Below are 25,472 nucleotides of genomic sequence, written 5' to 3'. Positions count from 1 at the left end.
GCGCATGCTCAAAGACAAGAAACTCTCCGCCTACGCCCCCTCGGCCACCCGCATCCGGGCGCGCTTCGTGGCCATCTCGTGGCGCGATCTCGCCGTCAGCTTCGGTCCCATCATCCTGCTGATCCTGATCGGCGCGTGGCTGGTGATCTGGCTGATCCGGCCGGCGCCGCCGTCTTCCATCACCATTGCCGCCGGTCCCAAGGACAGCAATTTCTGGCGCGTGGCCGAACGCTACAAGGCGCTGCTGGCGCGCGACGGCATCCGGCTGGATATTGTCGAGACCGGGGGCTCGCTGGACAACCTGAAGCGCCTGGCTGATCCGGACCAGAACGTCGATGTCGGTTTCGTGCAGGGTGGCCTGGCCGGTGCAGTTCCGGCCGAATCCCTGGGCCCGCTGGTGTCGCTGGGCAGCATCTCCTATGTGCCGGTGTCGGTGTATTACCGGGTCCCGCCGCCGCGTGAGGATGGTCGCCCGGTTCCGCCACTGCGCCAGTTGTCGGAGCTGGCGGGCAAGCGTATTGCCATCGGCGGGCAGGGCAGTGGCTCCAGCGTCTTGGCCGCCACGCTCTTGAAAGCCAATGGCGTGGAGCCGGGCGGCAAAACCGAGCTGTTGAACATCGGTGGCGATGAGGCCGCGCAGGCGCTGACCAGCGGCAAGATCGATGCCGCCTTCCTGATGGGCGATTCGGTCTCGGTGGCGACCATGGGCAAGCTCTTGCGCGCGCCAGGCATCCGGCTGCTGGATTTCTCGCAGGCCGATGCCTACGTGCGACGCTTCCGCTACCTCAATACCCTCAAGATGCCCATGGGCGTGTTCGACCTGGCGCACAACCTGCCGGCGCGCGATACGCAGTTGATCGCGCCCACGGCCGAGCTGGTGGCGCGCGAGGACCTGCACCCGGCGCTCTCGGACCTGCTCATCGCAGCGGCCCGCGAGGTGCACGGCAAGGCCAACGTGATGCAGAAGGCCGGGGAATTCCCGGCCCCGCTGGAGCATGAATATCCGATCAGCGACGATGCGGCGCGCTACTACAAGTCCGGCAAGACCTTCTTCTACCGCACCTTGCCGTTCTGGATGGCCAGCCTGGTGGACCGCGCGGTGGTGATCGTGCTGCCGGTGATCCTGCTGCTGATCCCGGGCATCCGCCTGGTACCGATGCTCTATGGCTGGCGGGTGCGTTCGCGCATCTACCGCTGGTATGGCGAGCTGATCGCGCTGGAACGCGGGCTCTCGCGCGAGTCGCCGGAGGAGCAGGCCGAGATGCTCAAGCGCCTGGATGAGATCGAGATTGCGGTCAATCGCATGAAGATGCCGCTGGCCTTTGCCGACCAGTTCTACGTGCTGCGGGAGCATATCGGCTTCGTGCGGGCCCGGCTGGCGGCCGGTGTGGCCTGAGCGCCACACGCTCGCGGGCTGGCAAGGGCAGGCTGGTGGCGGCTGTTGTATGCTCGCCATGGCGCAACCAGTACTGTATAAAAAATACTGTGTATTCATACAGTACTATGCTAAAGTGAAGCCTCCTATCGACAAGAAGAGGAATCGCTGCCATGACCCACTTTGATCTTGCTTCCGACGCTCGCTTCGCTGTTGCATCGTCCACCCCGTCTTCGCTGGCCATCCGCCTGGGTCGCCGCGAAATCTTCATCTGCCGTGATACCTACGTGCGCCGTTACCGGGTCAATCCGGTGATCGAGTGCAGCGCGGGCATCGAGCCCGGCCACGTGGAAATCCTGTTGTTGCGCCGCTGGCTGGTGGTGCTGTCGAAGGCGCGCGGCTGATGCGGCGTGCGCTTGACTGGCTGGTGGTGGATGCGCTGGGGAGGGCGGCCGGGGTCGATCAGCCCGGCTTGCCGGTGGCCCCGGGGGCGCCGTCTGCTGCAGCAGAGGGTGCCGCTGCCAATGACGATTCCATGTTCGCAAACGTCACCAAATGCGTCACATCCAGGCTGATCCCTATCCATTCCCCGACCGCATGATCGTGATGCGAGGGCACCAGCGACAGGAGTTGCTGGCCGTTCTCCAGTTGCAGGGTGTAGAGGAATTCAGCGCCCCGGAATGATTTGCGCACCACCCTCGCCTTGAAGGGGGAGGCGTCGTCGTGCATGACGTCGTCGGCCCGCAGCAAGACATCGACCTGCGCCGCCTGTGCCTCCTTCCCGCCTGATACCGGCAGGCCGCGCAACAGTCCTGCTGCGGTCTGGACGGTGATCTCACCTTGAACCTTTGCATCCGCTGCCGCTTGCACCTCGCCGCGCAGCAACACCCCATGTCCGATGAAATCCGCCGCAAAGCGGGTGGCAGGACGATGGTAGAGCGCGTAAGGCGTATCCCACTGTTCCAATCGGCCGTGCCGCATCACGCCCACCACATCGGCCACCGCAAAGGCTTCCAGCTGATCGTGGGTGACCATCAGGGCGGTGGTGCCGGTGCGTTTGAGGATGTCGCGCACGTCGTGCGCCAGGCGTTCGCGCAGTTCCACGTCCAGGCTCGAAAACGGTTCATCCAGCAAGAGCAGGCGCGGCTGCGGCGCCAGCGCGCGCGCCAGGGCAATGCGCTGCTGCTGGCCGCCGGACAGCTGGTGGGGGAATTTGCTGCCCGCTTCGGGCAGGCCGACCAGGGCCAGCATCTGCTTGACGATCTGTTCCCGCTGCGCACGCGCCATGCCGCGCAGACCGAAGCCGATATTGGCCGCCACATCCAGATGCGGGAACAGCGCGAAATCCTGGAACACCATCCCGATGCGCCGCGCTTCGGCCGGCACGCGCACGCCATCGCCTTCCAGCAATGTTCCGTCTAACCGGATACGGCCTGATTGCGCCGGTTCCAGGCCGGCCACGGCACGCAGCAGGCTGGTCTTGCCGCTGCCGGAGGGACCGATCAGGGCGCCCAGTTCGCCCGGCTGCAGGCGCAGCGAGACGGCATCGACGGCAGCCTGGGCGCTGCGGGGATAACGGATACTGACGTGATCGACTTCCAGAAACATGGGCAGGCTCGATGAAATGGTTACAATTCGCGTTTGTCTCGGAGTGCGCAGTGTAGCGCATGGACCGCTGACTTCCCTTGGCAATTCTTTATTTGGCCGTTCCTGTTTATGCACATCATCGGTTTGCTCGCTGTCCTGATCGCCTTGCCGCTCTTCGGCATCCTCGCTGCCTGGTTCGGGCTGGATGCGGCCGGCATCGACAACCTGCGCCAGCAGATGCAGACCGTGCTGCCCGGCTACCTGGCCACCTCCGGCTGGCTGGCGCTGATGGTGCCGCTGGGCGTGGTCGTGGTCGGCGGCGCGGCGGCGGTGACGGTGAGCCTGTTCGAGTTTCGCGGACGGCGCTGGCTGTCCTGGGCGCTGCTCTTGCCGATGGCCATGCCGGCCTACGTGTCGGCCTATGCCTATACGGATTTCCTGCAATATGCGGGCGCCGTGCAGAGCACGCTGCGCGGCTGGTTCCCGGGCTGGCGCATGGATGTGCGCGGCTTGCCGGGGGCGGTGTGCATGTTCGTCTTCACGCTCTACCCCTATGCCTACCTGCTGGCGCGCAATGCGCTCTCCGAGCGCGGCATGCACCTGATGGAGGCCGCGCGCATGCTGGGCACGCCGCTATCCGAACGCATCCGCCGCGTGGCCTTGCCGCTGGCGCGTCCGGCACTGGCGGCCGGGGCGGCGCTGGCGCTCATGGAGACGCTGGCCGATTACGGTGTCTCGGCCTACTTCGGCCTGACCACCTTCACCACCGGCATCTACAAGGCCTGGGTGGTATTGGATGACCGCATCGCCGCCGCCCAGTACGCTTCGCTGCTGCTGCTCTTCGTGTCGGTGCTGCTGTGGCTGGAGCGGCGCGAGCAAGGCCGCATGCGCTTTGCCGCCACACGCGGTGCACGCGGCAGCGAGGGCGCCGAGGCGCGCCTGCCGCCATTATCCCCTGCGCAGACGCTGGCGGCCTGGGCGGTATGCGGCTTGCCGGTGCTGCTGGGGTTCGTGCTGCCGGTGGTGATCCTGCTGCAATTGTGGGCCGGGCAGTGGGGCAGCGGCGACGCCGCCATGCCCGCCTTCGACCTGGCCCGCTATGCCGGCTGGGTGTGGAACAGTTTCCGCTTCGGCGGCATGGCGGCGCTGGCGGCCATCGTGCTGGCGCTGGGCCTGTGCTTCGCGCTGCGCGGCGCGCACCTGCCGCGCCTGCAGGGGCTGGTGCTGCGCCTGACCGCGCGGCTGGCGGGCATGGGCTATGCCATTCCCGGCTCGGTCATCGCGGTCGGCATCCTGCTGCCGGTGGCCTGGCTGCAGGCGCTGTGGCCGGCTGCCGGCCTGGGGGTGCTGCTCACGGCCAGCTCGCTGGGCGTGATCTATGCGTATCTGGTACGCTTCACGGCGGTTGCGGTGCAGTCGGTGGAGTCCGGCTACACGCGCATTCCGGCCAGCCTCGATGAAGCGGCGCGCACGCTCGGCAGTTCGCGCGCAGTCATTGCCTGGCGCCTGCACATGCCGCTGTTGTGGCGGTCGCTGGCGGTGGCGGCACTGATGGTGTTCGTCGATGTGGTCAAGGAGTTGCCGGCGACCTTGCTGCTGCGTCCCTTCGATACCGATACCCTGGCCGTGATCGCGCACAACCTGGCGCGCGACGAGCGCCTGGGCGAGGCAGCCTTGCCGGCCCTGTCCATCGTGCTGGTGGGGCTGGCACCGGTACTGCTGGTGATGCGGGCGCTCGATGACCGACGCCGTGCGGACTTGCAAAGCGCGCTTCCGCCCGCATAACGCAAAGACGCAAAGACCAACAATGGGCGTAGCCAGGGGGCTGCGGCCACTCTCTGGAGAAACCATGAGCCAATACGATTACGACCTCTTCACCATCGGCGGCGGTTCCGGTGGCGTGCGCGCAGCGCGCTTCGCCGGCCAGGCCGGGGCCCGCGTCGGGCTGGCCGAGAAGGGCGATCTGGGCGGCACCTGCGTCAACGTCGGCTGCATCCCCAAGAAGCTGATGTCCTACAGCGCCCATTTCCACGAGGATTTCGCCGACGCCGCCGGTTACGGCTGGACCCTGCACAGCGCCCCCACCTTTGACTGGTCCGCCCTGGTCGCCAACAAGGACCGCGAGATCACGCACCTGAACGGCATCTACCAGCGCCTGCTCGATGGTGCCAACGTGAGCCTGCATCGGGGCTTTGCGACGGTGGAAGATGCGCACACCGTCAATGTCGACGGCAAGCGCTTCACCGCCCGCCACATCCTGGTGGCCACTGGCGGCCATCCCGACAAGCCGCAGATTCCGGGCAGCGAGCTGGGCATCACTTCGGACGATTTCTTCCACCTCAAGGGCCTGCCGAAACGCGCGGTGGTGCTGGGCGGCGGCTATATCGCGGTGGAGCTGGCGTCCATCCTCAATGGCCTGGGCAGCGACGTGACGCTGGTGTATCGCCGCGAGCGCCTGTTGCGCAACATGGATGCCGACCTGGGCATCCACCTGGCCGATGAAATGGCCAAGAAGGGTATCCGCCTGGTCTTCGATGCCAGCATTGCTGCCATCGAAGCGCCCCATGCCGGTGAAGACAGCGTCAAGCAGGTGCGTCTGACCAACGGCGAAACCGTGGCGGCCGAGTGCGTGCTGTTCGCTACCGGACGTACACCGAATACGCGCGGGCTGGGCCTGGAGAAGGCCGGTGTCGTCTTGAAGGAAAATGGCGCCGTGGTGGTCAATGACAATTTCGAGAGCAACGTGCCATCGATTCACGCCGTGGGCGACGTGATCGACCGCGTGGCCCTGACGCCCGTGGCGCTGGCCGAAGCGATGGTGGTGGTGGCGCGCCTGTTCGGCAAGGGCGAGCGCGTGATGTCCTACCAGAACATTCCGACAGCCGTATTCAGTCATCCCAATGTGGGCACCGTGGGACTGACCGAAGAACAGGCGCGAAAGACCCATGGTGAAGTAAAAATCTTCAAGACCGACTTCAAGCCGCTCAAGAACACCCTCTCGCGCAACACCGAGCGCACCTTCATGAAGCTTGTGGTCGATGCACAGACCGACAAGGTGCTCGGGGTGCACATGGTCGGCGGCGATGCGGGCGAGGTGATCCAGGGCTTTGCGGTGGCGCTGCAATGCGGAGCCACCAAGGCGCAGTTCGATACCACCATCGGCATCCATCCGACCTCCGCCGAAGAGTTCGTGACCATGCGCACGCCGGTGGCCTGAGTCCGGATCTTCACGCTGCAGTCAAAAAAACGGGGATGCATGTGCATCCCCGTTTTGCTTCATGTGACGCGCCACGCGCTCATCGCCACAGCGCATAGCCGATGCGCAGTTGCGGATGATCCTTCTGGTTGTAGGTCAGCAGGCTCTCGCCGTAGCCATAGAAGTAGCTGGCCATCAGGTAGCCGGCCGTGCCCGGCAGCAGGCGCGAGAGCGGGTAGGTGACCTGGGTCTGGGCGCTGTACTTGCCGCCCAGCTTGCCCTTGCGCAGCATCGTGGCGACTTCCACGCCATCGGGCTTGCCGTAGGCCAGCTTCAGGTCCATGTGGCCGCGGTAGTCGCCGATGTCCGGATTGTCGCGGGTGGGGCCGAGATAGGCATAGACCTTGGGGGCGACCTTGAAGTGATAGTCGTTGAGGTTGCCGAAGTTGAAGGTCGGCTCGATGAAGTAGGTATTGATGCTGCGCGAGGCGGTGCCGTCGCGGCCATTGGATTCGTGCTCCAGGCCGGTGGCGATGCCGATGCGGCTGAAGACGCGGTTCTGTATGCCCACGTCCGGCAGGGCGTAATACAGGCTGGGACGATAGCTGGTATCGCGGAAGGGCGCCGAGGGGGCTGACAGGTCCCACAGCGAGAACTGGGTGTAGCCCAGGTAGAGATTGTCCAGCAGGCCGCGCGAGCGCGGATCGTCCGGCACGAATACGCGGAACTTGAAACTGAGCTGGAAGCGCGCATTGGTGTCGCCATTGTTGTGGCCCACCGTGAAATACATCGGCTCATTGAAGGAGAGCCGGCGATTGTTGGAGAGGATGTCCTCAGCCGCCGGTGCGCTGTCGACGGGCGATGCATTGGTGCCGGGCGTAAAGACCGTGGCCGAGGGCGCCACCGGGGCGACCGTGCTGCTGGAGTCGGCCAGCGGCGTGTTGATCAGGTCGGGTGATTCCGGCAGGGGCCCCAGCGACGGATCCGGGCGCACCACCGCCACCAGCACCGGCGAGGCATCCATGCCGATCGGTTCGATACGCACCATGCCGCGCAGGCGGCGCGGCAGCTCGCCGCGATAGCGCACCTTGCGGAATTCACCTTGCTTCAGGGTCAGGCTGTCCTCGCCATCCACGCGCTGCAGGACGATCTGCTGGGGCGGGATCATGTCGGCCGAGGCCGCCACCAGCAAGGTGGCGGGCAAGCGGTAGGTGCGCTGGGCCTGCTCGTCCTCGGACACCAGCAGGGTCAGTTCCAGTGGCTTGGTGGCGTCGATGCGCTTGGGCGGCTGCACCATCGAAATACCGGCATGGGCCGGGGCGGCAAGCCACAGCGGCGCGGCCACGCCGCACAGGGCCAGGGCCACGCGGCGCGACAGGCGCTGGCGCGCGGGCAGGCCATCTTTTTCCGTGGGCGGGCGGAATCGGGATAAGCTCAGCATAGGTTCCTTGTTGTCGATTTGTTGTGTTTTGTTGTCGTCTTGCAGTCAGTTCCGTGCAGTGCAGAGGGGAGGGCATCCGGGGAGGGCGCCGTGTGCATGCCGGGCTGCCATGCCTGCACTGCAGTCACAACAGATCGGCGGCGCAGCATAAAGTTGCCACAGCATCGATATCTTCTGTCCTTCTGTCCTTCTGCCCATTGAACGGCGTTGACCCAGGCAATTCTGGCCTGATGATGCTTTCGGGGGACATTTGGCAGTGAAATGTTGCTTCTTTGACGCGGGATTTGTGGTTTTTTCGACCATGGATATCAATCTGACAACGGGTATTCCCTGATTGTGTGACAATCTCGCGCCCCCTAAGCTTGATGACAACTCATCCATGTTGCCAAGTTGTTCGCCGGGGCGGGACTTGCCGATGCGCCAACGCATGGGCCAGCCAGCTTTCTTGCAAGCTTTGCTCATTTAGCCGTCCTTATTGCCATGCTCATTGCCTCCTACGACAAGCTGCTGGTTGTCGTTTCCCTGCTGGTAGCCATTCTTGCGTCCTTCACGGCGCTGGATATGGCCGAGCGCATCAATACCACCAGCCGCCAGCAGTCGCGCGCAGCGCGTTTCTGGCTGACCGGCGGCGCGGTGGCCATGGGGGTGGGCATCTGGTCGATGCACTTCATCGGCATGCTGGCTTTCCGCCTGCCCATTGCGCTGGGCTACGACGTCTGGATCACCTCGCTCTCGCTGCTCATCGCCATGGCCACCTCTGGCTTCGCGCTGTGGATCGTCACGCGCAGCGAATTGCCGCTGCGCCGGCTCTTCGGCAGTGCGTTGCTGATGGGAACCGGTATTGCCGGCATGCATTACACCGGCATGGCGGCCATGCGCATGCAGCCCGGCATTGATTACGACCTGGTGTTGTTCCTGGCCTCGATCCTGATCGCCGTGGCGGCCTCGGCGGCGGCGCTGTGGATCGCCTTCAGCCTGCGCAAGAACACGCCGCACGTGAAAGCCGCACGCGCCGGCGCCTCGGTGGTGATGGGCGTGGCCATCGTCGGCATGCACTACACCGGCATGGCGGCGGCGACCTTTCCCAATGGCTCGGTCTGCCTGTCGGCGCGCGAGGGCGTGGGCACCGGCTGGCTGGCGATCCTGATCATCGTGGTCACGCTGGCGGTGCTGACCATCGCCTTGCTCACTTCCGTCCTGGACGCCCGGCTGGAGTCGCGTACCGCCAAGCTGGCACGGTCGCTGGCCGAAGCCAATGAAGAATTGACCCAGATGGTGCTGCACGACCAGCTCACCAAGCTGCCCAATCGCACCCTGCTGGAGGACCGCCTGACCCAGTCCATCAACAAGGCGTCCCGTCACCGCGGGCATTTCGCGTTGATGTTCATGGACCTGGACGGCTTCAAGGCCATCAATGACTCGCTGGGCCATCATGTCGGCGACCGCCTGCTGGTGGAGGTCGCGCAGCGCCTGCTCGGGGCCATGCGGGCGCACGACACGGTGGCGCGCCTGGGGGGGGACGAATTCGTGATCCTGGTCGACCTGGTCGCACCGGAAGACGCCATGCCGGTGGCCGAGAAACTGGTGGAGGTGGTCAACCAGCCGTTCCGCCTGGCCGGGCAGGAGTTGCGCGTCTCGGCCAGCGTCGGTATCGCCATCTACCCGGAAGACGGGGCCACGCGCCATGACCTGGTCATCAATGCCGACGCCGCCATGTATCACACCAAGCGCGCCGGCCGCAACGGCTACAACTTCTTCGAGCCGTCCATGAATGCCAATGCCCATCAGCAGCTGCAGTGGCTGCAGGACCTGCGGGTGGCCCTTGAGCGCAATCAGTTCCGGCTGGTGTACCAGCCCAAGTTCAGCTTCTCGGACGACACGGTGCTGGGAGCGGAGGCGCTGCTGCGCTGGCAGCATCCGCAGCGCGGGCTGGTGGGACCGGATGAATTCATCGGCCTGGCCGAGCGATCCGGCCTGATCATCCCCATCGGTGCCTGGGTGCTGGAGGAGGCCTGCCGCCAGATGCATGAGTGGCTCAGCCTGGGCTATGCCCACTGGAAGATCGCGGTCAATCTCTCGCCGGTACAGTTTGCCGATCCGCACTTGCTGGATGTGGTGCGTGCTGCGCTGGAGAAACACCAGCTGCCGCCGTCCTGCCTGACCCTGGAGGTCACCGAGTCGACCGCCATGAGCAACACCGAGCAGAGCCTCGCGACGTTGCAGCAGATCGCCGACCTGGGCGTGGAGATTTCCATCGACGATTTCGGTACCGGCTACTCCAGCCTGCTGTACCTCAAGCGCCTGCCGGCCAATGAATTGAAGATCGACCGCGGTTTCGTGCGGGACTTGAGCGAGGGTACTGAGGATGCCGCCATTGTCTCGGCCATCGTGGCCCTGGGCCGCACGCTGAACCTGCGCATCGTGGCCGAAGGAGTGGAGACCGAGGGCCAGCAGCAGTTCCTGCACGCGGTGGGGTGCGACGCCCTGCAGGGCTATCTGATGGGGCGGCCGATGGCGCCGGACCTGTTCCTGCAGACCATGCGCGAGCAGCCGGATGGGAAGGCGCCGTCCGCGCAGCACAAAACTGCGGCCTGAATCCACAAATTGGCCGTGGCATCGCCTGCTATTCCTTGGATTGGAGCAGCGCGCTTGATGCAAAGATCACGACATAGGGAAACGCGAGCAAGACCAGCGTTTCAGGCAGGCTCCTGAGGGGGAGGTTGGGGCGGACGGCTCGGTTCAGCGTCCGTCCCTTTTTGTTGAATCGCGCTTCAAACTGGCGTCACAGCACCTTGCCCGGATTCATCAGTTGCTGCGGGTCCAGTGCCTGCTTGATGGCGCGCATCAGACGCAATTCCACAGGCGACTTGTAGCGCAGGATCTCCTCGCGCTTGAGTGCGCCCAATCCATGCTCGGCCGAGATCGATCCGCCGAAGCGGTCCACGCTGTCATGCACCACGCGGTTGATGTCGCCCTGGCGCGCCAGGAAATCGGCATCGGCCACGCCCACCGGGGGCGAGACGTTGTAGTGCAGGTTGCCATCGCCCAGGTGGCCAAAACTGACCATGCGGCAACCCGGTGCGGCCTGCTGCACCAGGGTATCGGTCACTTCCATGAATTCGGCGATGCGCGAGATCGGCACCGAGATGTCGTGCTTGATGTTCTTGCCCTCGTGCGCTTGCGCCATCGAGATGCTTTCTCGCAGTCGCCACAGTGCCCTGGACTGGGCCAGCGAGGCGGCGATGACGGCGTCTTGCGCCAGCCCCTGTTCCAGCGCCTGGCCGATGAGGGTTTCGAAGATCGTGCGGGCGTGGTCTTCGGATTCGTTGTCCGACAGTTCCAGCAGCACGTATTGCGGATGAGGCTGGGCGAAGGGCAGGCGCTGGTCGGGGAAGTGCTTGCAGACCAGTTGCAGGCAGAAATCCGACATCAGCTCGAAACCGGTCAAGGCCGAACCACAGCGCGCTTGCGCCTGCTGCAGCAGCTGCAGCGCCTGAGCCGGGGTCTGCAGCGCCACCAGTGCGGTCAGTTGCGCGCGCGGCTGCGGGAAGAGTTTGACGACCGCCGCGGTGATGATGCCCAGCGTGCCCTCGGCCCCGATGAAGAGGTCGCGCAGGTCATAGCCGGTATTGTCCTTGCGCAAGCCCTTGAGGCTGCTCATGATCTCGCCTTCGGCCGTCACCACTTCCAACCCCAGGCACAGCTCGCGCGTATTGCCATAGCGCAGCACGCCGGTGCCGCCGGCATTGGTGGAGAGATTGCCGCCGATGGTGCAGCTGCCTTCGGCCGCCAGCGAAAGCGGGAACAGGCGTTCCACTGCGGCCGCCTGCTCCTGCAGGTGCTGCAGCACGCAGCCGGCTTCCACCGTCATCGTATTGTTGACCGGGTCGACCGCGCGGATGCGGTTGAGGCGCCGCAGCGAGAGCACCACGGCATTGCCCTGCTGGTCGGGCACGCTGCCCAGCACCAGGCCGGTGTTGCCGCCTTGCGGCACCAGCGGGATGGCATGGCGCGCGCACAGTTGCACCAGCGTGGCCACTTCGGCGGCATCGGCCGGGCGCAATACGGCCAGGGCGCGGCCGGTGTAGCGGCCGCGCTGGTCGGTCAGGTAGCCGGCGGTGTCGGCGGCATCGGTGAGGACATGGGCGGCGCCAATGGCGGCGCGGCAGGCAGCGAGGAAGTCGGTCATGAAAGTGAAACGCGCCACGTGCAGTGGCGCGCCCGGTCGGGATGGGGACGATGAGTGATTACTGGGAGGCCTTCTGGATCGCCTGGCGGGCGATTTCCTTGGCGGCCTTCTTGAAGGGATGCAGGTAGGAGAGCGCGCAGACGAAGTACAGCGTGGTCAGCGCCACTTCCACCCAGGCCAGCAGCACCGAGGCATGCACGCTGTCGCTGGTGGCGCGCACCAGGCCCTCGGCCAGGTAGACCAGGATCAGCATGGAGGACCATTGCAGCGTATAGACATCACGCTTCAACACCCCGCGCAGGGGTAGCAGCAGCGGTACCACTTTCAACACCATCCACGAACCGCCCGGTCGCAGTGGCGCCAGCACCAGTTCCCACGCCAGGCAGAGCAGGATCAGGGCGATCAGGCTGGAACTGGCTCCGAGGTGGAAGTAGCGCGCACTGCTGTTCATGATGGTCTCCGTAATTTGATGGCGTTTTCTGCCAGCCGTTTGCCCAGCGCGATGGCCAGGGTACGCGAGTCGTCCGACAGCGGCTGGTTGCCGTTGACGCCCGCCCAGTGGCTGGCGCCATAAGGCGTACCGCCGCTGGAGGTGTTCATCAGTTCGGGATGCGAATACGGCAGGCCCACGATGAGCATACCGTGGTGCAGCAGCGGCAGCATCATGCTCAGGAGCGTCGATTCCTGGCCGCCATGCAGGCTGCCGGTGGAAGTGAAGACGCAGGCCGGCTTGCCCGCCAGGGCGCCGGAGAGCCACTGCGGCGAGGTGCCGTCCCAGAAATATTTCATGGCCGCTGCCATGTTGCCAAACCGCGTGGGCGAACCCAGGGCCAGGCCGTCGCACTCGGCCAGGTCGCTGGCTTCCACATAGGGGGCGCCGGAGCTTGGCACATCCGGTTCCACGGCTTCGGTGACGGTGGAGACCGCCGGCACCGTGCGCAGGCGCGCATCGCAGCCGGGTACGCTTTCCACGCCCTGGGCGATCAGTTCGGCCAGCTTGCGGGTGGCGCCGTGGCGCGAATAGTAGAGCACCAGGAGGGTGGCGTTGGAGGAAGTCTGCACGGAAGTGGCGGTCGAAGAGGTCGTCATGTGACTTATTATATTTCCGTTTTTTTGCTCCCAGACAGCAGGAAAAGCTGGTGAGGCCCCGCTTTTTCTTCATCTGCCCCAAGAGGATGCAGAAACTTTGGGTCTGTCGGGCAGTTTTACGGGATTTTGCCGCCCGCTTGGGCGATAATCGCCAAACTTGCCGTCCGGCGCCTTGCAGGCACACCTGCTGCGCGGCGGCCTGATTCAACCCCGATGGGACGATGCATCCCGGGATGCGCGTCTCTGATGAAGTCGAACGGATGTCTTCTTTGCGTTTTTCCTTGTCCCATATGCGTGGTCTGACCCGTGAGCAGTTCAGCGACCTGTTGCGCTTCGCCGCCCGGCGACTGCGCGAGGACCGCCTGCCGCAAGTGGCCGGCAGCCTGACCTTCACCACCATCCTCTCGCTGGTGCCGATGCTGACCATCGCGCTGGCGCTGTTTACGGCCTTCCCGCTGTTCTCGACCTTCCGCGCCTCGCTGGAAGCCTACTTCGTCGAGAACCTCATGCCCAAGGGCGTGGCCAACACCATCCTGGGCTACCTGAACCAGTTCGCCGCCAAGTCGGCGCGCATCTCGGCCGTGGGCGGGGTGCTCTTGATCCTGACCTCGGTGCTGACCATGTCCACCATCGAGAGCGTGTTCAACCAGATCTGGCGCGTCAAGAAGTCCCGCCCGCTGGTGCAGCGGGTGCTGGTGTACTGGGCCATCATCACGCTGGGTCCGCTCTTGATCGGGGTTTCCATCAGCGTGACCTCGTACCTCTCCACCGCCACCGGCGGCGCCGTCAAGAGCCTGCCGTGGCTGGGCGCGAGCTTCTACACGCTGGTTTCCCTGATGCTTTCCACGCTGGCCTATACGCTGCTCTACAGCACCGTACCCAACCAGACCGTCGACTGGCGCGATGCGGCCGCCGGCGGCCTGCTGGCCGGCGTCGGGCTGGAAATCGCCAAGCGGCTCTTCGCGGCCTACATCCTGCAATTCCCGACCTACACCATGGTCTATGGCACGGTGGCGGTGCTGCCGATCTTCCTGGTGTGGATCTACATGATGTGGATGATCACGCTCTTCGGCGCGCTGTTGACAGCAGCATTGCCAGTGGTGCGCTATGAGCGCTGGTGGCACGTGCCTTCGCCGGGTGCGGAATTCATCGATGCGGTCAAGGTCCTGAAATTCCTGCACGCGGCGCGCGTGGGCATGGAGTCGGCCGTGGTGAGCATGGACGAGGTACGGCGCGCCACCAAGCTGGGCCTGGGAGAACTGCAGCAATTGCTGTCACGCATGAGCGAAGAGGGCTGGGTGGCCTCGGTCAAGCCCGATGCGGGCAGCCGCAGCCGGCGCGGCTGGAACCGCCGCATCACCGATGACATGGATCGCTGGGCCCTGGTGGCCAATCCCGACACCATCCAGCTGGCACGGGTGTATCGCCTGTTCGTGTTCGACCCGGCGGTATTGGCCCAGGCCGGGGAGGAAGAAGCGCTGGTGGCGCGGGTCGAGGATGCCATCAACGCCGAGCTGGCACAGTCGCTGGCGCAGTATTGCCAGGCCGGGCGGGTGGCCGAGGAAGAAGTCGCGGCCACCGTGGCCGCCATGCCGCACGCTGCCGTGCCGCTGGAGGCCCGCCGGCGCCTGTGGGAACGCTGAGCCGCCACCGACGTGGCCCGGCTCAGGCGGTTTCGGACCCGATATGAAGGTTTCTAAAACGAGACCTGTCCCGTGAGCATTTGCCAGTACATCACCCAATCGCCCATGAAGGAATAGAGCGGATGGCGGAAGGTGGCCGGCTGGTTCTTCTCCACCATGAAATGGCCGGCACAGGCAAATCCGTAGCCGCAGAACAGGGCCACGGCCAGCCACCACCACTGGTGCGTGATCAGCAGCAACAACAGGCTCAACAATGCCAGCGTCGACCCGAGGAAGTGCAACTGCCGGTTGACCCGGTGCGCGTGCTCGCTCAGGTAGGTCGGATAGAACTCGCTGAAACTGGCGTAATGCCGTTCGGGCAGGGTAGCGGCCATGGTCTTCTCCGGAGAGTCCTGACCTCTTCAGGGTAGTCAGCGCAACGCTTCTTTGCAATCCTTGTGCTGAAGCAAGCTTCATCTAGCAAACGCAAATTCTGCATGGAAATACTGCGCAGCAGCGTCTTTGCGGGTTGCCCAAATGTCGCCCTTGCCCGTACCATGTGTTTTCCTTCCTGCAAAGGAGGCGTGGAGGAGGCATCCAGAGCGGCTGCGGTCAGGATCAGTTATCCTGTTGCCCCCATGAATTGGATTTTCCCGGCGTCATCGCCTACAGTCAAAACAGCTTCATATAACCAAACCAGGACGACATCATGAAAGTCTCTGAAATCCTCAAGGTCAAAGGCAACATCCTCTTCACCGTCACGCCGGATACCCCGATTCAGGAGGCCGTGGCCGCCATGGCCGAGAAAGACATCGGCTCGCTGGTCGTCATGGAATACGGCGACCTGGTCGGCATGCTGACCTTCCGTGAAGTGCTGCTGACGCTGCACAAGAACGGTGGCGAGCTGGGCGGCTCGACCGTGCGCAAGCACATGAACGATGCGCCCATCACCGTCACCCCGGATACCGACCTCAACGAAGTGCGCCGCATCATGCTGGAAAAGCACGCGCGCTACGTGCCGGTGATGGAAGCCCGTACCGTGCTGGGCGTGATGTCCTTCTACGACGTGGCCAAGGCGGTGCTGGATGCGCAGGGCTTCGAGAACAAGATGCTCAAGGCCTACATCCGCGACTGGCCGGCCGAGGAAGAAGAGCGCGAAGGCAATAGCTGAACGCCTGGCTTGTTCAAACTGGATGCCGCCTGCGGGTGCAGGCGGCATCGTCATGACCGTTCCTGATGGAGCGGTTTTTTATTTCACCATGACTCCAGCACCGAAATTCGCTGGACTACGCTACAGCCCGATACAGCAGGTTTATCAATGACTTAAGCGAGTTCAACATATGCCGGTGCTTTCCGAAACCTGACCTGACTTCCGACCGCCTGACTCCTATCCGGCCCTTGGAATCCAGGTCTTTCCAAGGAGTCATCATGGCTAAGATCAAACTCACTAAGTCCGCTGTCGATGCGGCGCAACCCCAGGCAGAGGCCGTCGAACTCCGGGACACGCTGGTCCCCGGCTTCCTGTGCAAGATTACCCCGGCGGGTCGCAAGGTGTTCATGCTCCAGTACCGGACGAACGCTGGCGAGCGCCGCAAGCCCTCGCTAGGACTGTACGGGGAGCTGACCGTCGAACAGGCGCGGTCGCTGGCGCAGGAATGGCTGGCCCAAGTCCGCCGAGGCGGAGATCCCGCCGCAGAGAAGGCGGAGGCGCGCCAGGCACCTACGGTCAAGGAGCTATGCACGAAGTTCATGGAGGACTACTCCAAGAAGCGCAACAAGCTCAGCACCCAAGCCGGCTATCAGGCTGTCATCAATCGCAACATTATTCCGCTGCTGGGACGCAAGAAAGTTCAGGACGTGAAGCGTCCTGAAATCGCCGGACTGATGGAAAAGCTTTCGTACAAGCAGACCGAGGCGAACAAGGTATTCAGCGTCTTGCGCAAGATGTTCAACATGGCCGAGGTATGGGGCTATCGGCCCGACGGTACCAACCCTTGCCGTCACGTCCCGATGTTCCCTGCCGGCAAATCGACTCACCTCATCAGCGACGAAGAAATGGGCAACCTGTTCCGACAGCTCGACAAGATCGAGTCGGAGGGGCTGGAGAACTACGTCATCCCTTTGGGAATCCGCCTGCAGTTCGAGTTCGCCGGCCGCCGCTCGGAAATCATCGCGCTGGAATGGAACTGGGTTGACTTGCAGAACCGGCGCGTCGTCTGGCCTGACAGCAAGACAGGCGGCATGTCTAAGCCCATGAGCGAGGAAGCCTATCGGCTACTCTCGACGGCACCCCGGCAGGAGGGTAGCCGCTATGTGCTGCCTTCTCCTAGCCACGCTGGCAAGCATCTAACCACGGGCGAGTATTACGGTGGCTGGAGCCGTGCGCTCAAGGCGGCTGGCGCTACGCACGTGGGCACGCACGGCATCCGCCACCGTTCGGCGACCGACATTGCCAATTCGGGCATCCCGGTCAAGGTCGGCATGGCGCTAACGGCGCACAAGACCGTCGTCATGTTCATGCGCTACGTCCACACCGAGGATAAGCCGGTGCGAGAGGCGGCCGAACTGGTGGCGAATCGGCGTAAGACGATCACCGGGATGCAGGGAGCCAAGGAGGTGGCCGCATGACCCGGCGCAAGGCATCCGTCTCAGCGCCAGCAGCGCCGCCCGCGCTGCTGGGCGACATCCGGGCACTGATCGAAGCGTCGCGCCAGCGCGTCGCCTCGGCGGTCAATGCCGAGCTGACATTGCTGTTCTGGCGCATTGGCCAGCGCATCCATACGGAAGTGCTTGCCGGGCAGCGGGCCGGGTACGGCGACGAAATCCTGCCGACCCTGGCGGCGCAGCTTGTCCGCGACTACGGACGTAGCTTCGCGGACAAGAACCTGCGCCGGATGGTGCAGTTCGCCGCCACCTTCTCGGACGAGCCAATTGTCGTGACGCTGTCACGACAATTGAGCTGGTCGCATTTCGTGGCGCTGCTGCCGCTAAAAGACCCGCTCCAGCGGGACTACTACGTGCAAATGGCCAGCGCCGAACGCTGGAGCGTGCGGACGCTACGCGAGCGCATCGACTCGATGCTATACGAGCGCACGGCGCTGTCCAAGAAGCCGGACGAGACGATCACGCAAGAGCTGGCGGCGATGCGCGATGCGCAGCGCATGTCGCCGGCGCTGGTCATGCGCGACCCGTACATCCTCGACTTCCTGGGCCTGCGCGATACCTGGCAGGAAGGCGACCTGGAAGCCGCGATCATCCGCGAAATGGAGTCTTTTTTGCTGGAGTTGGGCGCGGGCTTCTCTTTCCTAGCCCGGCAGAAACGCATCCAGATCGACGACGAGGATTTCCACCTGGACCTGCTGTTCTATAACCGCAAGCTGCGGCGGCTGGTGGCGGTGGAGTTGAAGATCGGCGAGTTCAAGGCAGCATACAAGGGGCAGATGGAGCTTTATTTGCGTTGGCTCGACAAGCACGAACGCGAACCGGAGGAAGCCTCGCCGCTGGGCATCATTCTTTGTACCGGCAAGAAGTCAGAGCAGATCGAGTTGCTGGAGCTGGACAAGTCGGGCATCCACGTAGCCGAATACCTGACGACCCTGCCGCCGCGTGCGGTGCTGGGGGAGCGGTTGCAGCAGGCGACCGAACGGGCGCGGTTGCAGATCGAGCAGCGGCAGCCTGGCGAGAAGTCCTGACAGCAGCATCTGTCCAACCGTACACCCAAACCACAGCACGAGCATGTGGCAACGGATCTCTTGCTCTATCGAGGCTCCATGCTAGTGTGGAATCGCCATAGGCCGATAAGGAACTGGCCTGCGGCTCAAGGATGCGCTGGGGCTAGTGGGCGCGAGCGCCCAATCACATGATTATCGCGGGCAGCAGCGCCATGTTCTATGCCGATCGCTGTTTTAATTAAATATCTCAAACTATAAAGTCAGTTAATTTTTTCAAAATATTCACGAATCAAGTCATCATTTTTTAAATACGAATCGAGAATCTGAAACAGAAAAAGATCCCCGCTAATATTTATATCAAACGGGATCATTGAGTTATCTATTTTGAATGTCTTTATTTTTCTATGCCCCTTGATGTTGGCATTGCTCAATCTTTCTTGATAGCTATCCAACGTATATACGATAATTTCGTGATCCAAGTGAGTTATAAAAAAATCATCGCCTTTTGAACTGTATTCAAGATGGATGACTTGCGTTACGACGTCGTCGCCTGCCACCTCAAAGTCCTCCATCAATTCTTCAAAAGTCAAACTTAGCTTCTCTGCGTCATGGTGAATCCATAGATTGTTCTCATATTTATCGGTGGAGTAGAACTTTGACAATCTAGGAAGGGAAGATATTTTCAATCGCAACGGAGCGCCAAACTCCATCTCCTCCATTGCAGGGACATAATCGGAGACGTAATCAATCCTGAATGCTATTTCGGACAGCATTCCTTTTTCAATGAGTTCCTCGATAGAGGTAAGCAGCTTCCTCGGAACTTTTATCCAGAAGTGTCGCCCTATGCGTTCATCGCGTATTGTCTGACTATCCTTGTCGTTGAATATCTGAATATTCTCGTTCAGGCTGACAAGACTATATTTAGAGAACTGAGCATCTTCCTTTCTTATGTCAATTCCAATTTTCTCGTACTCACGTTCAACTACCTTGGAATATTTTAGCTCCAGCATCTCAGCCCTCCCCATGATTGATTGGTGCTTGGAATAAAAAATGCAGCCAATGCGATAATTTGCGTAATTTTCTTTTATGTACGAAACACCATCTTCGTCATGGATATGCTTGTAGGAATTGTTGAGAATTTCTAGCGATCCCGGATACTCGTTGAGATAATTATTTAAGTAGTCCATTAAATGCTGGATTGTCTTTATAGCCAATCGCTTGTCCACTAGATCAAGCTGTGGCCCATAAAACTTGGCTGCGTTTGGATGGTCGCGTTTGGCTTCAAATTCTTTCAGAATGGCCGCCTTTTCATTCATGCAGCCCTCCGTATAAGCACGCATTACGTCTGCCTGAAAGCTCTCATTTGCCAGAGAGGTTTGGATGAGGGGAAGCAATTTCTTGACAAAGATCGGGTCTTTATTAAGAAAGACGTAGCAAAATTTCCCAAAGCTGAATAACGCGATTTTTTCCGAAGAAAATTCATTGATTTCTTCAAAGATATTTTTCATATTTTTTACTCAACTCGCCGTAGTCCAAATAGTAAGCGACGGAACCTTGAGCGTCTCCACTTTGTGGATCGCGCTGCTCCACGTTCGCTATTCGCTCATCCCTGACGGGACTGGCATTCGCCAGCCCTCCACGGCCCGACACTGTGATCCGGGCCTGCGCGCTCCGCTTGCATGTTGAGCTGGCGACAGCAGGGCATGCAGAGCGAGCCGCGCGCAGATGATTCAGCCAAACGCTAAACAAAGCTGTAGGGCATCCCATAGAGAGCGCGGTTGCGCTACTCGTGATTTCTATGGAATTTGATCGTATCCAAAACTGCATGAGGCAAGCTTGCGAGTTACTTGATACTCTTCGCCAGAATACTGGCGAACTCGACCTCGTTCCGAAACAAGGTGCAGGTTCTTCCTTGCCCGCGAACCAATGACATACAGCAATTTCATCGCGCTTTCTTGACCGTTCGGATCATTGAAATGCGGCACCATATCTTCTAATAATGCATAAGCGATCACTGCATCGAACTCGGCTCCCTTGACGCCGTGTATCGTCGAGATGGTGATTCCAGTCCTATGCTGAAATACCTTCCTGAATGTCTCAATATCGCCTATAAATTCGCTACCTTCACTCTTCAATCGATTTACCCGGGCTTGCGAACTATCGAAGAAGGCAACGTGATGCTCTTGAAGCAGCGTGAAAAGGCGAAAGTCGATTGCTAAGTTTGCAAACAGACGCTCGAAAAATGCGCTCAAGTAGGTAAGACCATCTGTTTCATCGATCTTAATTGCATTGCACTCCCTCAACAAGGACCTCCGCGTGAGCTTCGACACGCTAGCCCCGGCCGCCTCTAGGTCATTCAGAATCTCCCCGGCCCACCGCAGTCTGCGCACATACATTCCCGGCGATGCCTGAGTAAGTGCAATCTTAGAAAGCCTGTACCAGAAATTCTCTGTGTCCCGTGCAAAGGGAACCATACCGGGGCCATCGAATGAGTACTCCGGCATGCTGGCGACCAAACGACGTGTCATGCTTGCAAGATGCGTCCACTGTGGCGCGAGAATGCACACCTCGTGAGGTGAGATGCCCATAGTCTCAATGTTGAAACGGATGAGCCGGATGAGCTCAGCGTCCAGATCATTTTTGCTCACTGTGTCGTCGAATGAAATAAGGCTTGGGTACGCCTTGTCCTCGGATGCGGCTTCGATGCGTGTGTTGTGAACGTTGTAGTTTCCGAAGTACTCAATGATGCGCTCAGAAGAACGGTAGTTCCGCGACAGTTCGAGTTCGTCCAAATCGATATTGGCCATCGCCTTGAAATCCTCGAAGGCAATCGGATATCCGCCAAGCGATTGATAAATCGCCTGGTTAGGATCTCCGACAATAAAGGCCTTGGTCGCACCTTGACCAGCTTTCAGAATGGCGGTGATGATCGAATACTGAATTCGTTTGGTGTCCTGATACTCGTCGATCAGCACGAAAGAGAACAACTGTGCCAGAAGAGTGCTGATCGCAGGATGACGTGCGATCAGTTGGTACGCATAGTAAAGAATGAGCTCAAAGTCTAGCTGCCGACTTTCGTGCAGAATCTCAAAATACTTGCCCAATATGACGTGAAGACCCGAATGCTTCCAATCTTGTGGGCAGGAGAGCACATATCCAGTTTCGGTGTAATAAAACTCACAATCCCAGAATGTTATTTTTGGCTTCTGGTAAGGCTTGCACAATGCCTCCAGGATTTTCTCGCGCTCATGCTGATCGATCACACGGAAGCCTCGATCCAACGCTTCGTGATAGATGCCGTACGGTTTCAATATCCATTCAAGACAGAACGAATGTATCGTTCCTATCCATAATCGGGATGTATCCACCCCAAGGCTCTCAATGCGCTCGTGGATTTCGTCGGCGGCACGGTGCGTATAAGTGATGGCAACGACAAACTGCTTGTTCGATTTCAGCCTGGACAACTCATAGGCGATTTTGTAGGTGAGCGTGCGCGTTTTCCCGCTGCCCGGGCAAGCGATGAGAAAGACGCTCCCTGGCTTCAGAATGGCTGCTTCCTGCTCGGGATTCAGATCATCTTTGTTCCACATGAACATGATCAGAACACCGCGAGTACATCGTTGATGCGATCATCTGGGAACGTGGCAAGCATCTCGTTTCGGATGCCGACGAAGTCGATGTCTCCATTTCGGAAGGCCAGCAGCTTGGCCCTAAAGTCGTCGAATACGGCAGACGCAGTGAAGATATCTTCTGCATCGATGTAGTTCACGCGGTAGCTCAGCACGTTAAACCAGACTTCCTTAGTGACCACCGGATGCGCAAAAGCGATGGCGTCCAAGATGTACTTCGGAATGGCGGTCTGCGGATCGATCTTCTTTCCCAGCAAGATGGCAAACCATCCCTTGCCGTAGTTGTCCGCCATGGTCAATGCGCGCTGACCGAACAACGCGATGTCCGCTGATTCGAGCTCCGCCTTGGCCGTCGCGATGGTTGGTGCATCCTTGTAGACATCAGGAAGGATGCCGACCACCTTACGCGCATTGCCGGCGGCAATGAAGTCGACCTCGAAGGTATGGGGGGCAAAGAATGGAGAAACCCACCCGTTATCTTTGAAGGTGTCTTCCAATAACGCTTTCCTGGCGACCCCTTTTTCCTGGGATGCCTGATACTTGCCCTTGCGCCGGAGCAGCCCTTCGGAGTCTCCCGCCGCCGGCGTTGTGTCAATGATGGACTTGTCAAGGTCGGTGACGATGCTGCACCGCTTCCGGATTCGGGCATCATCGAAAAGAACCGCGACGTTCTGAAATCCAGTGCTGCGGATATTAATTAAACTGATGCCGAGTTCATCAAGGCTGACGCCTAGCACGTTCTTGATCAGGATCGGAACGAGAATTTCTTCTGCATCGCCCTCCACTAAGAGGACGCTCTTGGCAAACAACAAGTTGCTACGGACAGCATCCAGGTAGCGTTGAATGTTGCCGATCTCTTCTGGGTTTAGGCCAATTGCAGGCTGGTATGCCTCGCAACGATCACCTTCTCTGCCGAGGATGTTCACGTTCTGAACATTGCTGACCTCAGAGATGTGCGTCGAATGGGTCGAATAAATGATCTGTGTGTCGTCGTATTTGAGCTTGTCGAACAGTGTTTTCTGGATATGTGTGTGAATGTGAGCTTCCGGCTCTTCGATAAGCAGAAAGTTGGCGATCGACTGTTTAGCCTTTTGATACTTGAATTCAAGCAGTTTCAACGTGAGGAATATCAGGTTTGCTCCACCAAGGCTCAGCTCGTGGATCGGTCCTTCGTGGCTCTCCCCCGATTCGCCAACGAACAGCTTGAGCGACTGGAACAACTTGTCAGCTTCGTCTGGCAGATCCGACTTGATAGAAAGAGAAGACGGCGAATACGCCTCACCCGCCGCATCCTTGATGGTGTCTCTGATATCCGTCCGGACGACCTGCACGTCTGGCAACGCTTCGATGGAGTCATTCAATGCCTTTACCCCGTCGGTGATAGCCTGGAACGCCACGGGGTCGATATCGCCGCTCTTGCCCTTCAGAAGCGAAAAGAGCGGATTTGTCCGGTTGTTGTGAAATTCGGAGACGACGTCCCGTAGCGCCTGGACGAAAGTGAACGAAATTTCTTTGGAGACGGACAGCACGTTCGGAATCTTCGCGCCGATAACACGAAATTCAACCTCTTCATTGAATCGAACATTCGCGAAGTCGCCGACCACATCCTTATAGAAGGCCTCGTCGTTGAAGTCGGCTTCACTCCGACCTGTGAAAATCGTTTCATAGTCGTCGATGGTGACCGGGTTCAGGATGGCGTCGAGGCCTGCCTGATCACCATCGTTCAATTGAGAAAGTCGCAGCCTGATTTCCTTCTTCGGACGAAAGATCAGGTTGTAAGTGGCCTTGCCGTTCGCCTCTTCCTCAATTACGCCCGTCCCATGTCGGAAGAGCGCCTGCACTGATTCATCCGCAGAGATTTCCTCAAACTCAAGACTGATGATGATCCAATGTCCCTGCCAGCGCCCTAGGCCGCGATGAAAGTCGGTATGCTCCAGCCGGTAGGCAGAGCGAATCATGTTGTCATCAAGCAGCAATCTGATTGCGCGAAAGAGATTGGTTTTGCCAGATCCATTTTCGCCGATGACAGTGTTGATACCCTTCTGGAACAGCAGCTTCGTGTTGGGAAAGTTCCGGTAGTTGACCAGGCTGAGCTTGGATATATGCATTTGATTCAATCTTGTTGTTGAAATCCACATGCCGATCGGCCGATGGATTGGTTGAACACTGCAGCCATTGATCCCAACTACGGAATGGCCAACTGTCAGTTGGTTTTAGAACGGCACCGTGTCTAAGGTAGGAATCGGTTGGAGCGCATTTTTAATCTCGGTTAGCCTTGCAAGTAGTTCATCGAAAGTCACGATCACGATCTCTGCGAACGCATTTCGAACGAGCTCGAATGACTTTCTTTGCTGATGCTCTTGTGGCGTCATGCCAGCGACAACTATGCAGCGAACCGCATAGCTGTGGAGGTCGTATCGGTTCATGTTATTTTTTATGACGGGTAGTTCACTCTGCAATTTGAAACGCTGATCTAGAATTTGAGCAATCGCTCCACCCAATTCTGTCGATGGGCCAAAAACATCATCTCCACGATAGGGAGATTTTCCTAGCAGTTCGGTTTGCGGCTTTTTTATCTCAATGAGGCCAAGATTGCCCGTGGAAGCGGATGCGTATAGAAAATCTGAAAATTTTCCGCCGGACCCGTTAAGTCGCTTGCCACCTGCATAAGCTTGCCCCTGAACCAGCATGGCTGGAACGGCAAATGCAAGACTAAGTATGAAAGGATTTTCCAGAAAGAAGCTTTGCCACTTGCTTTCCGTCAGTCCTTTTCCAAGCATTTCCTGGTATCGCTCAATCAGTTGATTCAGTGTGATGAGCTCAATATCATTCTTTAATGCCAGCAGCGAGCGCGGCTCAGATTCCGCCAGTGCTTCTATATTGTCTTGAACCATGCGAACAGCGGCGCGCCGATCACGCTTGGAAAGCGTCACATGCTGCCGCCCACCATCGGTCATTTCCGTTAGTGCATCAGGTCTTACGCTCTTCTTTAGAGCGGGAAATTGTGCTGAATCGGCAGCATGTAATAAGGTCTGGTAGACATGAAATTGCTTGTCCTTGCGCGCGTCTCTCTGGTGGCGAGAGGCTATGCGATTTAATTCTTTTCTTAATTCATGAAATCTTCTTATTCCGAGAATAAAGAATGGCGAATCAATTTTCGCGTCATTTCCTTTGTGGACAATGAGTATGCTTACGTTTTCTAAGCTGGCGGCTGTTTCGCAAATTTGCCGATATTCCCACAGAAGCCCCAAACCGAATCGAAAATCTTTGGCAAACCCATCCGGCAACTGCTCAAGAAGCCCAACGACATCGTCAGTAGTCTCTGGCAGTATGTAGGGCTCGATAACAGGCCGAGCGACGACGATGCGTTCAAGGGTGCCGTATTTAGGTTGCAGGTAATCGTCGCGATCTTCTCGAATATTAAGAGGCCAAATGGTCAATCTGTCTGGACACACATTGAGCAGTCTCGCTATTGGCGAATCCGGCTTGCGCTCCGCTGCGGGAATATCAGTGAAGAAAACGTTAATGCCTTCCTCTTCCGGTTCGGCTGCTTCAATGACAAGGAAGGGGCCGCCGTCCAAACGCTCACGTTGATTGAATGCTGAAGGTCTGATAGATGCCATGAACTATTCTTGATCCCTACTGTTCAGAGAAACGATTTGCGGGCCTTGCC

Annotated in this window: 19 protein-coding genes; 9 read left to right on the top strand and 10 right to left on the bottom strand. The window is 59.9% G+C overall.

Annotated features, from left to right (window positions below):
- Positions 1–4 precede the first annotated feature (4 nt).
- Both FYB76_RS13150 and FYB76_RS13145 read left to right on the top strand, forming a co-directional pair.
- On the top strand, positions 5–1,396 hold the full coding sequence (locus tag FYB76_RS13150) for a TAXI family TRAP transporter solute-binding subunit (RefSeq protein ID WP_088754931.1): 1,392 nt from the start codon (positions 5–7) through the stop codon (positions 1,394–1,396).
- 152 nt (positions 1,397–1,548) lie between these two features.
- On the top strand, positions 1,549–1,779 hold the full coding sequence (locus FYB76_RS13145; RefSeq protein WP_008330905.1) for a hypothetical protein: 231 nt from the start codon (positions 1,549–1,551) through the stop codon (positions 1,777–1,779).
- A gap of 58 nt (positions 1,780–1,837) precedes the next feature.
- Here the strand turns inward: FYB76_RS13145 and FYB76_RS13140 are convergent, their stop codons facing one another.
- Positions 1,838–2,983, bottom strand: a complete 1,146-nt coding sequence (locus tag FYB76_RS13140; RefSeq protein WP_154133905.1) for an ABC transporter ATP-binding protein — start codon at positions 2,981–2,983, stop codon at positions 1,838–1,840.
- A 108-nt stretch (positions 2,984–3,091) separates the two neighbouring features.
- Here FYB76_RS13140 and FYB76_RS13135 point away from each other — a divergent pair, with 108 nt between their 5' ends.
- Both FYB76_RS13135 and gorA read left to right on the top strand, forming a co-directional pair.
- On the top strand, positions 3,092–4,747 hold the full coding sequence (locus FYB76_RS13135) for an iron ABC transporter permease (protein ID WP_154133904.1): 1,656 nt from the start codon (positions 3,092–3,094) through the stop codon (positions 4,745–4,747).
- Positions 4,748–4,811: 64 nt separating this feature from the next.
- Positions 4,812–6,179 (top strand): glutathione-disulfide reductase, encoded by a 1,368-nt coding sequence (gene gorA, locus FYB76_RS13130; protein WP_154133903.1) that lies wholly within the window; start codon positions 4,812–4,814, stop codon positions 6,177–6,179.
- Between the two features lie 79 nt (positions 6,180–6,258).
- Here the strand turns inward: gorA and FYB76_RS13125 are convergent, their stop codons facing one another.
- On the bottom strand, positions 6,259–7,599 hold the full coding sequence (locus FYB76_RS13125) for a phospholipase A (RefSeq protein WP_229296962.1): 1,341 nt from the start codon (positions 7,597–7,599) through the stop codon (positions 6,259–6,261).
- Between the two features lie 480 nt (positions 7,600–8,079).
- Here FYB76_RS13125 and FYB76_RS13120 point away from each other — a divergent pair, with 480 nt between their 5' ends.
- On the top strand, positions 8,080–10,194 hold the full coding sequence (locus FYB76_RS13120; protein ID WP_154133902.1) for a bifunctional diguanylate cyclase/phosphodiesterase: 2,115 nt from the start codon (positions 8,080–8,082) through the stop codon (positions 10,192–10,194).
- 187 nt (positions 10,195–10,381) lie between these two features.
- Here the strand turns inward: FYB76_RS13120 and FYB76_RS13115 are convergent, their stop codons facing one another.
- From FYB76_RS13115 to wrbA, 3 genes are read right to left on the bottom strand one after another with little or no spacing between them, the layout of a single operon-like run.
- Positions 10,382–11,788 (bottom strand): FAD-binding oxidoreductase, encoded by a 1,407-nt coding sequence (locus FYB76_RS13115; protein ID WP_154133901.1) that lies wholly within the window; start codon positions 11,786–11,788, stop codon positions 10,382–10,384.
- A 58-nt stretch (positions 11,789–11,846) separates the two neighbouring features.
- Positions 11,847–12,239: a DUF2069 domain-containing protein gene (locus tag FYB76_RS13110; RefSeq protein WP_154133900.1), complete on the bottom strand. Its 393-nt coding sequence runs from the start codon at positions 12,237–12,239 to the stop codon at positions 11,847–11,849.
- Positions 12,236–12,877 carry an NAD(P)H:quinone oxidoreductase gene (gene wrbA / locus FYB76_RS13105; protein ID WP_088754938.1) on the bottom strand — a complete coding sequence of 214 codons (642 nt, stop codon included), beginning with the start codon at positions 12,875–12,877 and terminating at the stop codon, positions 12,236–12,238. The genes FYB76_RS13110 and wrbA overlap by 4 nt, the downstream gene beginning before the upstream one ends.
- A 290-nt stretch (positions 12,878–13,167) precedes the next feature.
- On the opposite strand from wrbA, the gene FYB76_RS13100 reads away from it, so the two are divergent.
- Entirely contained in the window at positions 13,168–14,520 is a 1,353-nt protein-coding gene (locus tag FYB76_RS13100; RefSeq protein WP_229296961.1) for a YihY family inner membrane protein, read from the top strand.
- 53 nt (positions 14,521–14,573) lie between these two features.
- On the opposite strand, the gene FYB76_RS13095 is transcribed toward FYB76_RS13100, so the two are convergent.
- Positions 14,574–14,894 (bottom strand): DUF962 domain-containing protein, encoded by a 321-nt coding sequence (locus FYB76_RS13095; protein WP_154133898.1) that lies wholly within the window; start codon positions 14,892–14,894, stop codon positions 14,574–14,576.
- Between the two features lie 314 nt (positions 14,895–15,208).
- On the opposite strand from FYB76_RS13095, the gene FYB76_RS13090 reads away from it, so the two are divergent.
- From FYB76_RS13090 to FYB76_RS13080, 3 genes are all read left to right on the top strand, one after another.
- A complete protein-coding gene (locus tag FYB76_RS13090; protein ID WP_008330875.1) occupies positions 15,209–15,670 on the top strand; it encodes a CBS domain-containing protein in 462 nt (153 codons plus the stop codon).
- A 257-nt stretch (positions 15,671–15,927) separates the two neighbouring features.
- A complete protein-coding gene (locus FYB76_RS13085; protein ID WP_004883034.1) occupies positions 15,928–17,127 on the top strand; it encodes a site-specific integrase in 1,200 nt (399 codons plus the stop codon).
- Positions 17,124–18,191: a YhcG family protein gene (locus tag FYB76_RS13080; RefSeq protein WP_004883035.1), complete on the top strand. Its 1,068-nt coding sequence runs from the start codon at positions 17,124–17,126 to the stop codon at positions 18,189–18,191. Before FYB76_RS13085 ends, FYB76_RS13080 begins: the two co-directional genes overlap by 4 nt.
- Positions 18,192–18,430: 239 nt before the next feature.
- Here FYB76_RS13080 and FYB76_RS13075 read toward each other — a convergent pair whose 3' ends face one another.
- From FYB76_RS13075 to FYB76_RS13060, 4 genes are all read right to left on the bottom strand, one after another.
- On the bottom strand, positions 18,431–19,678 hold the full coding sequence (locus FYB76_RS13075; RefSeq protein ID WP_154133897.1) for a hypothetical protein: 1,248 nt from the start codon (positions 19,676–19,678) through the stop codon (positions 18,431–18,433).
- 288 nt (positions 19,679–19,966) lie between these two features.
- On the bottom strand, positions 19,967–21,766 hold the full coding sequence (locus tag FYB76_RS13070; protein ID WP_004883039.1) for a UvrD-helicase domain-containing protein: 1,800 nt from the start codon (positions 21,764–21,766) through the stop codon (positions 19,967–19,969).
- A 2-nt stretch (positions 21,767–21,768) separates the two neighbouring features.
- Positions 21,769–23,907 (bottom strand): AAA family ATPase, encoded by a 2,139-nt coding sequence (locus FYB76_RS13065; RefSeq protein ID WP_004883041.1) that lies wholly within the window; start codon positions 23,905–23,907, stop codon positions 21,769–21,771.
- A 105-nt stretch (positions 23,908–24,012) separates the two neighbouring features.
- A complete protein-coding gene (locus FYB76_RS13060; protein ID WP_004883043.1) occupies positions 24,013–25,422 on the bottom strand; it encodes a Shedu immune nuclease family protein in 1,410 nt (469 codons plus the stop codon).
- Between the last annotated feature and the right edge of the window lie 50 nt (positions 25,423–25,472).

The sequence above is a fragment of the Herbaspirillum sp. CAH-3 genome, from assembly GCF_009668275.1.
Lineage (GTDB): Bacteria > Pseudomonadota > Gammaproteobacteria > Burkholderiales > Burkholderiaceae_D > Herbaspirillum > Herbaspirillum aquaticum.
The sequence above is the reverse complement of the archived record's forward strand: the minus strand, read 5'-3'. Positions and strand labels throughout refer to the sequence as shown.

Bases quoted from the DNA above. Each gene is read 5' to 3' on its own strand.
- FYB76_RS13080 (WP_004883035.1), top strand. From the start codon at position 17,124: ATGACCCGGCGCAAGGCATCCGTCTCAGCGCCAGCAGCGCCGCCCGCG.
- FYB76_RS13110 (WP_154133900.1), bottom strand. From the start codon at position 12,239: ATGAACAGCAGTGCGCGCTACTTCCACCTCGGAGCCAGTTCCAGCCTG.
- FYB76_RS13150 (WP_088754931.1), top strand. From the start codon at position 5: ATGCTCAAAGACAAGAAACTCTCCGCCTACGCCCCCTCGGCCACCCGC.
- FYB76_RS13060 (WP_004883043.1), bottom strand. From the start codon at position 25,422: ATGGCATCTATCAGACCTTCAGCATTCAATCAACGTGAGCGTTTGGAC.
- FYB76_RS13100 (WP_229296961.1), top strand. From the start codon at position 13,168: ATGCGTGGTCTGACCCGTGAGCAGTTCAGCGACCTGTTGCGCTTCGCC.
- FYB76_RS13120 (WP_154133902.1), top strand. From the start codon at position 8,080: ATGCTCATTGCCTCCTACGACAAGCTGCTGGTTGTCGTTTCCCTGCTG.
- FYB76_RS13070 (WP_004883039.1), bottom strand. From the start codon at position 21,766: ATGTTCATGTGGAACAAAGATGATCTGAATCCCGAGCAGGAAGCAGCC.
- FYB76_RS13125 (WP_229296962.1), bottom strand. From the start codon at position 7,599: ATGCTGAGCTTATCCCGATTCCGCCCGCCCACGGAAAAAGATGGCCTG.
- FYB76_RS13145 (WP_008330905.1), top strand. From the start codon at position 1,549: ATGACCCACTTTGATCTTGCTTCCGACGCTCGCTTCGCTGTTGCATCG.
- FYB76_RS13085 (WP_004883034.1), top strand. From the start codon at position 15,928: ATGGCTAAGATCAAACTCACTAAGTCCGCTGTCGATGCGGCGCAACCC.
- FYB76_RS13065 (WP_004883041.1), bottom strand. From the start codon at position 23,907: ATGCATATATCCAAGCTCAGCCTGGTCAACTACCGGAACTTTCCCAAC.
- gorA (WP_154133903.1), top strand. From the start codon at position 4,812: ATGAGCCAATACGATTACGACCTCTTCACCATCGGCGGCGGTTCCGGT.
- FYB76_RS13135 (WP_154133904.1), top strand. From the start codon at position 3,092: ATGCACATCATCGGTTTGCTCGCTGTCCTGATCGCCTTGCCGCTCTTC.
- FYB76_RS13095 (WP_154133898.1), bottom strand. From the start codon at position 14,894: ATGGCCGCTACCCTGCCCGAACGGCATTACGCCAGTTTCAGCGAGTTC.
- FYB76_RS13075 (WP_154133897.1), bottom strand. From the start codon at position 19,678: ATGAAAAATATCTTTGAAGAAATCAATGAATTTTCTTCGGAAAAAATC.
- FYB76_RS13140 (WP_154133905.1), bottom strand. From the start codon at position 2,983: ATGTTTCTGGAAGTCGATCACGTCAGTATCCGTTATCCCCGCAGCGCC.
- wrbA (WP_088754938.1), bottom strand. From the start codon at position 12,877: ATGACGACCTCTTCGACCGCCACTTCCGTGCAGACTTCCTCCAACGCC.
- FYB76_RS13090 (WP_008330875.1), top strand. From the start codon at position 15,209: ATGAAAGTCTCTGAAATCCTCAAGGTCAAAGGCAACATCCTCTTCACC.
- FYB76_RS13115 (WP_154133901.1), bottom strand. From the start codon at position 11,788: ATGACCGACTTCCTCGCTGCCTGCCGCGCCGCCATTGGCGCCGCCCAT.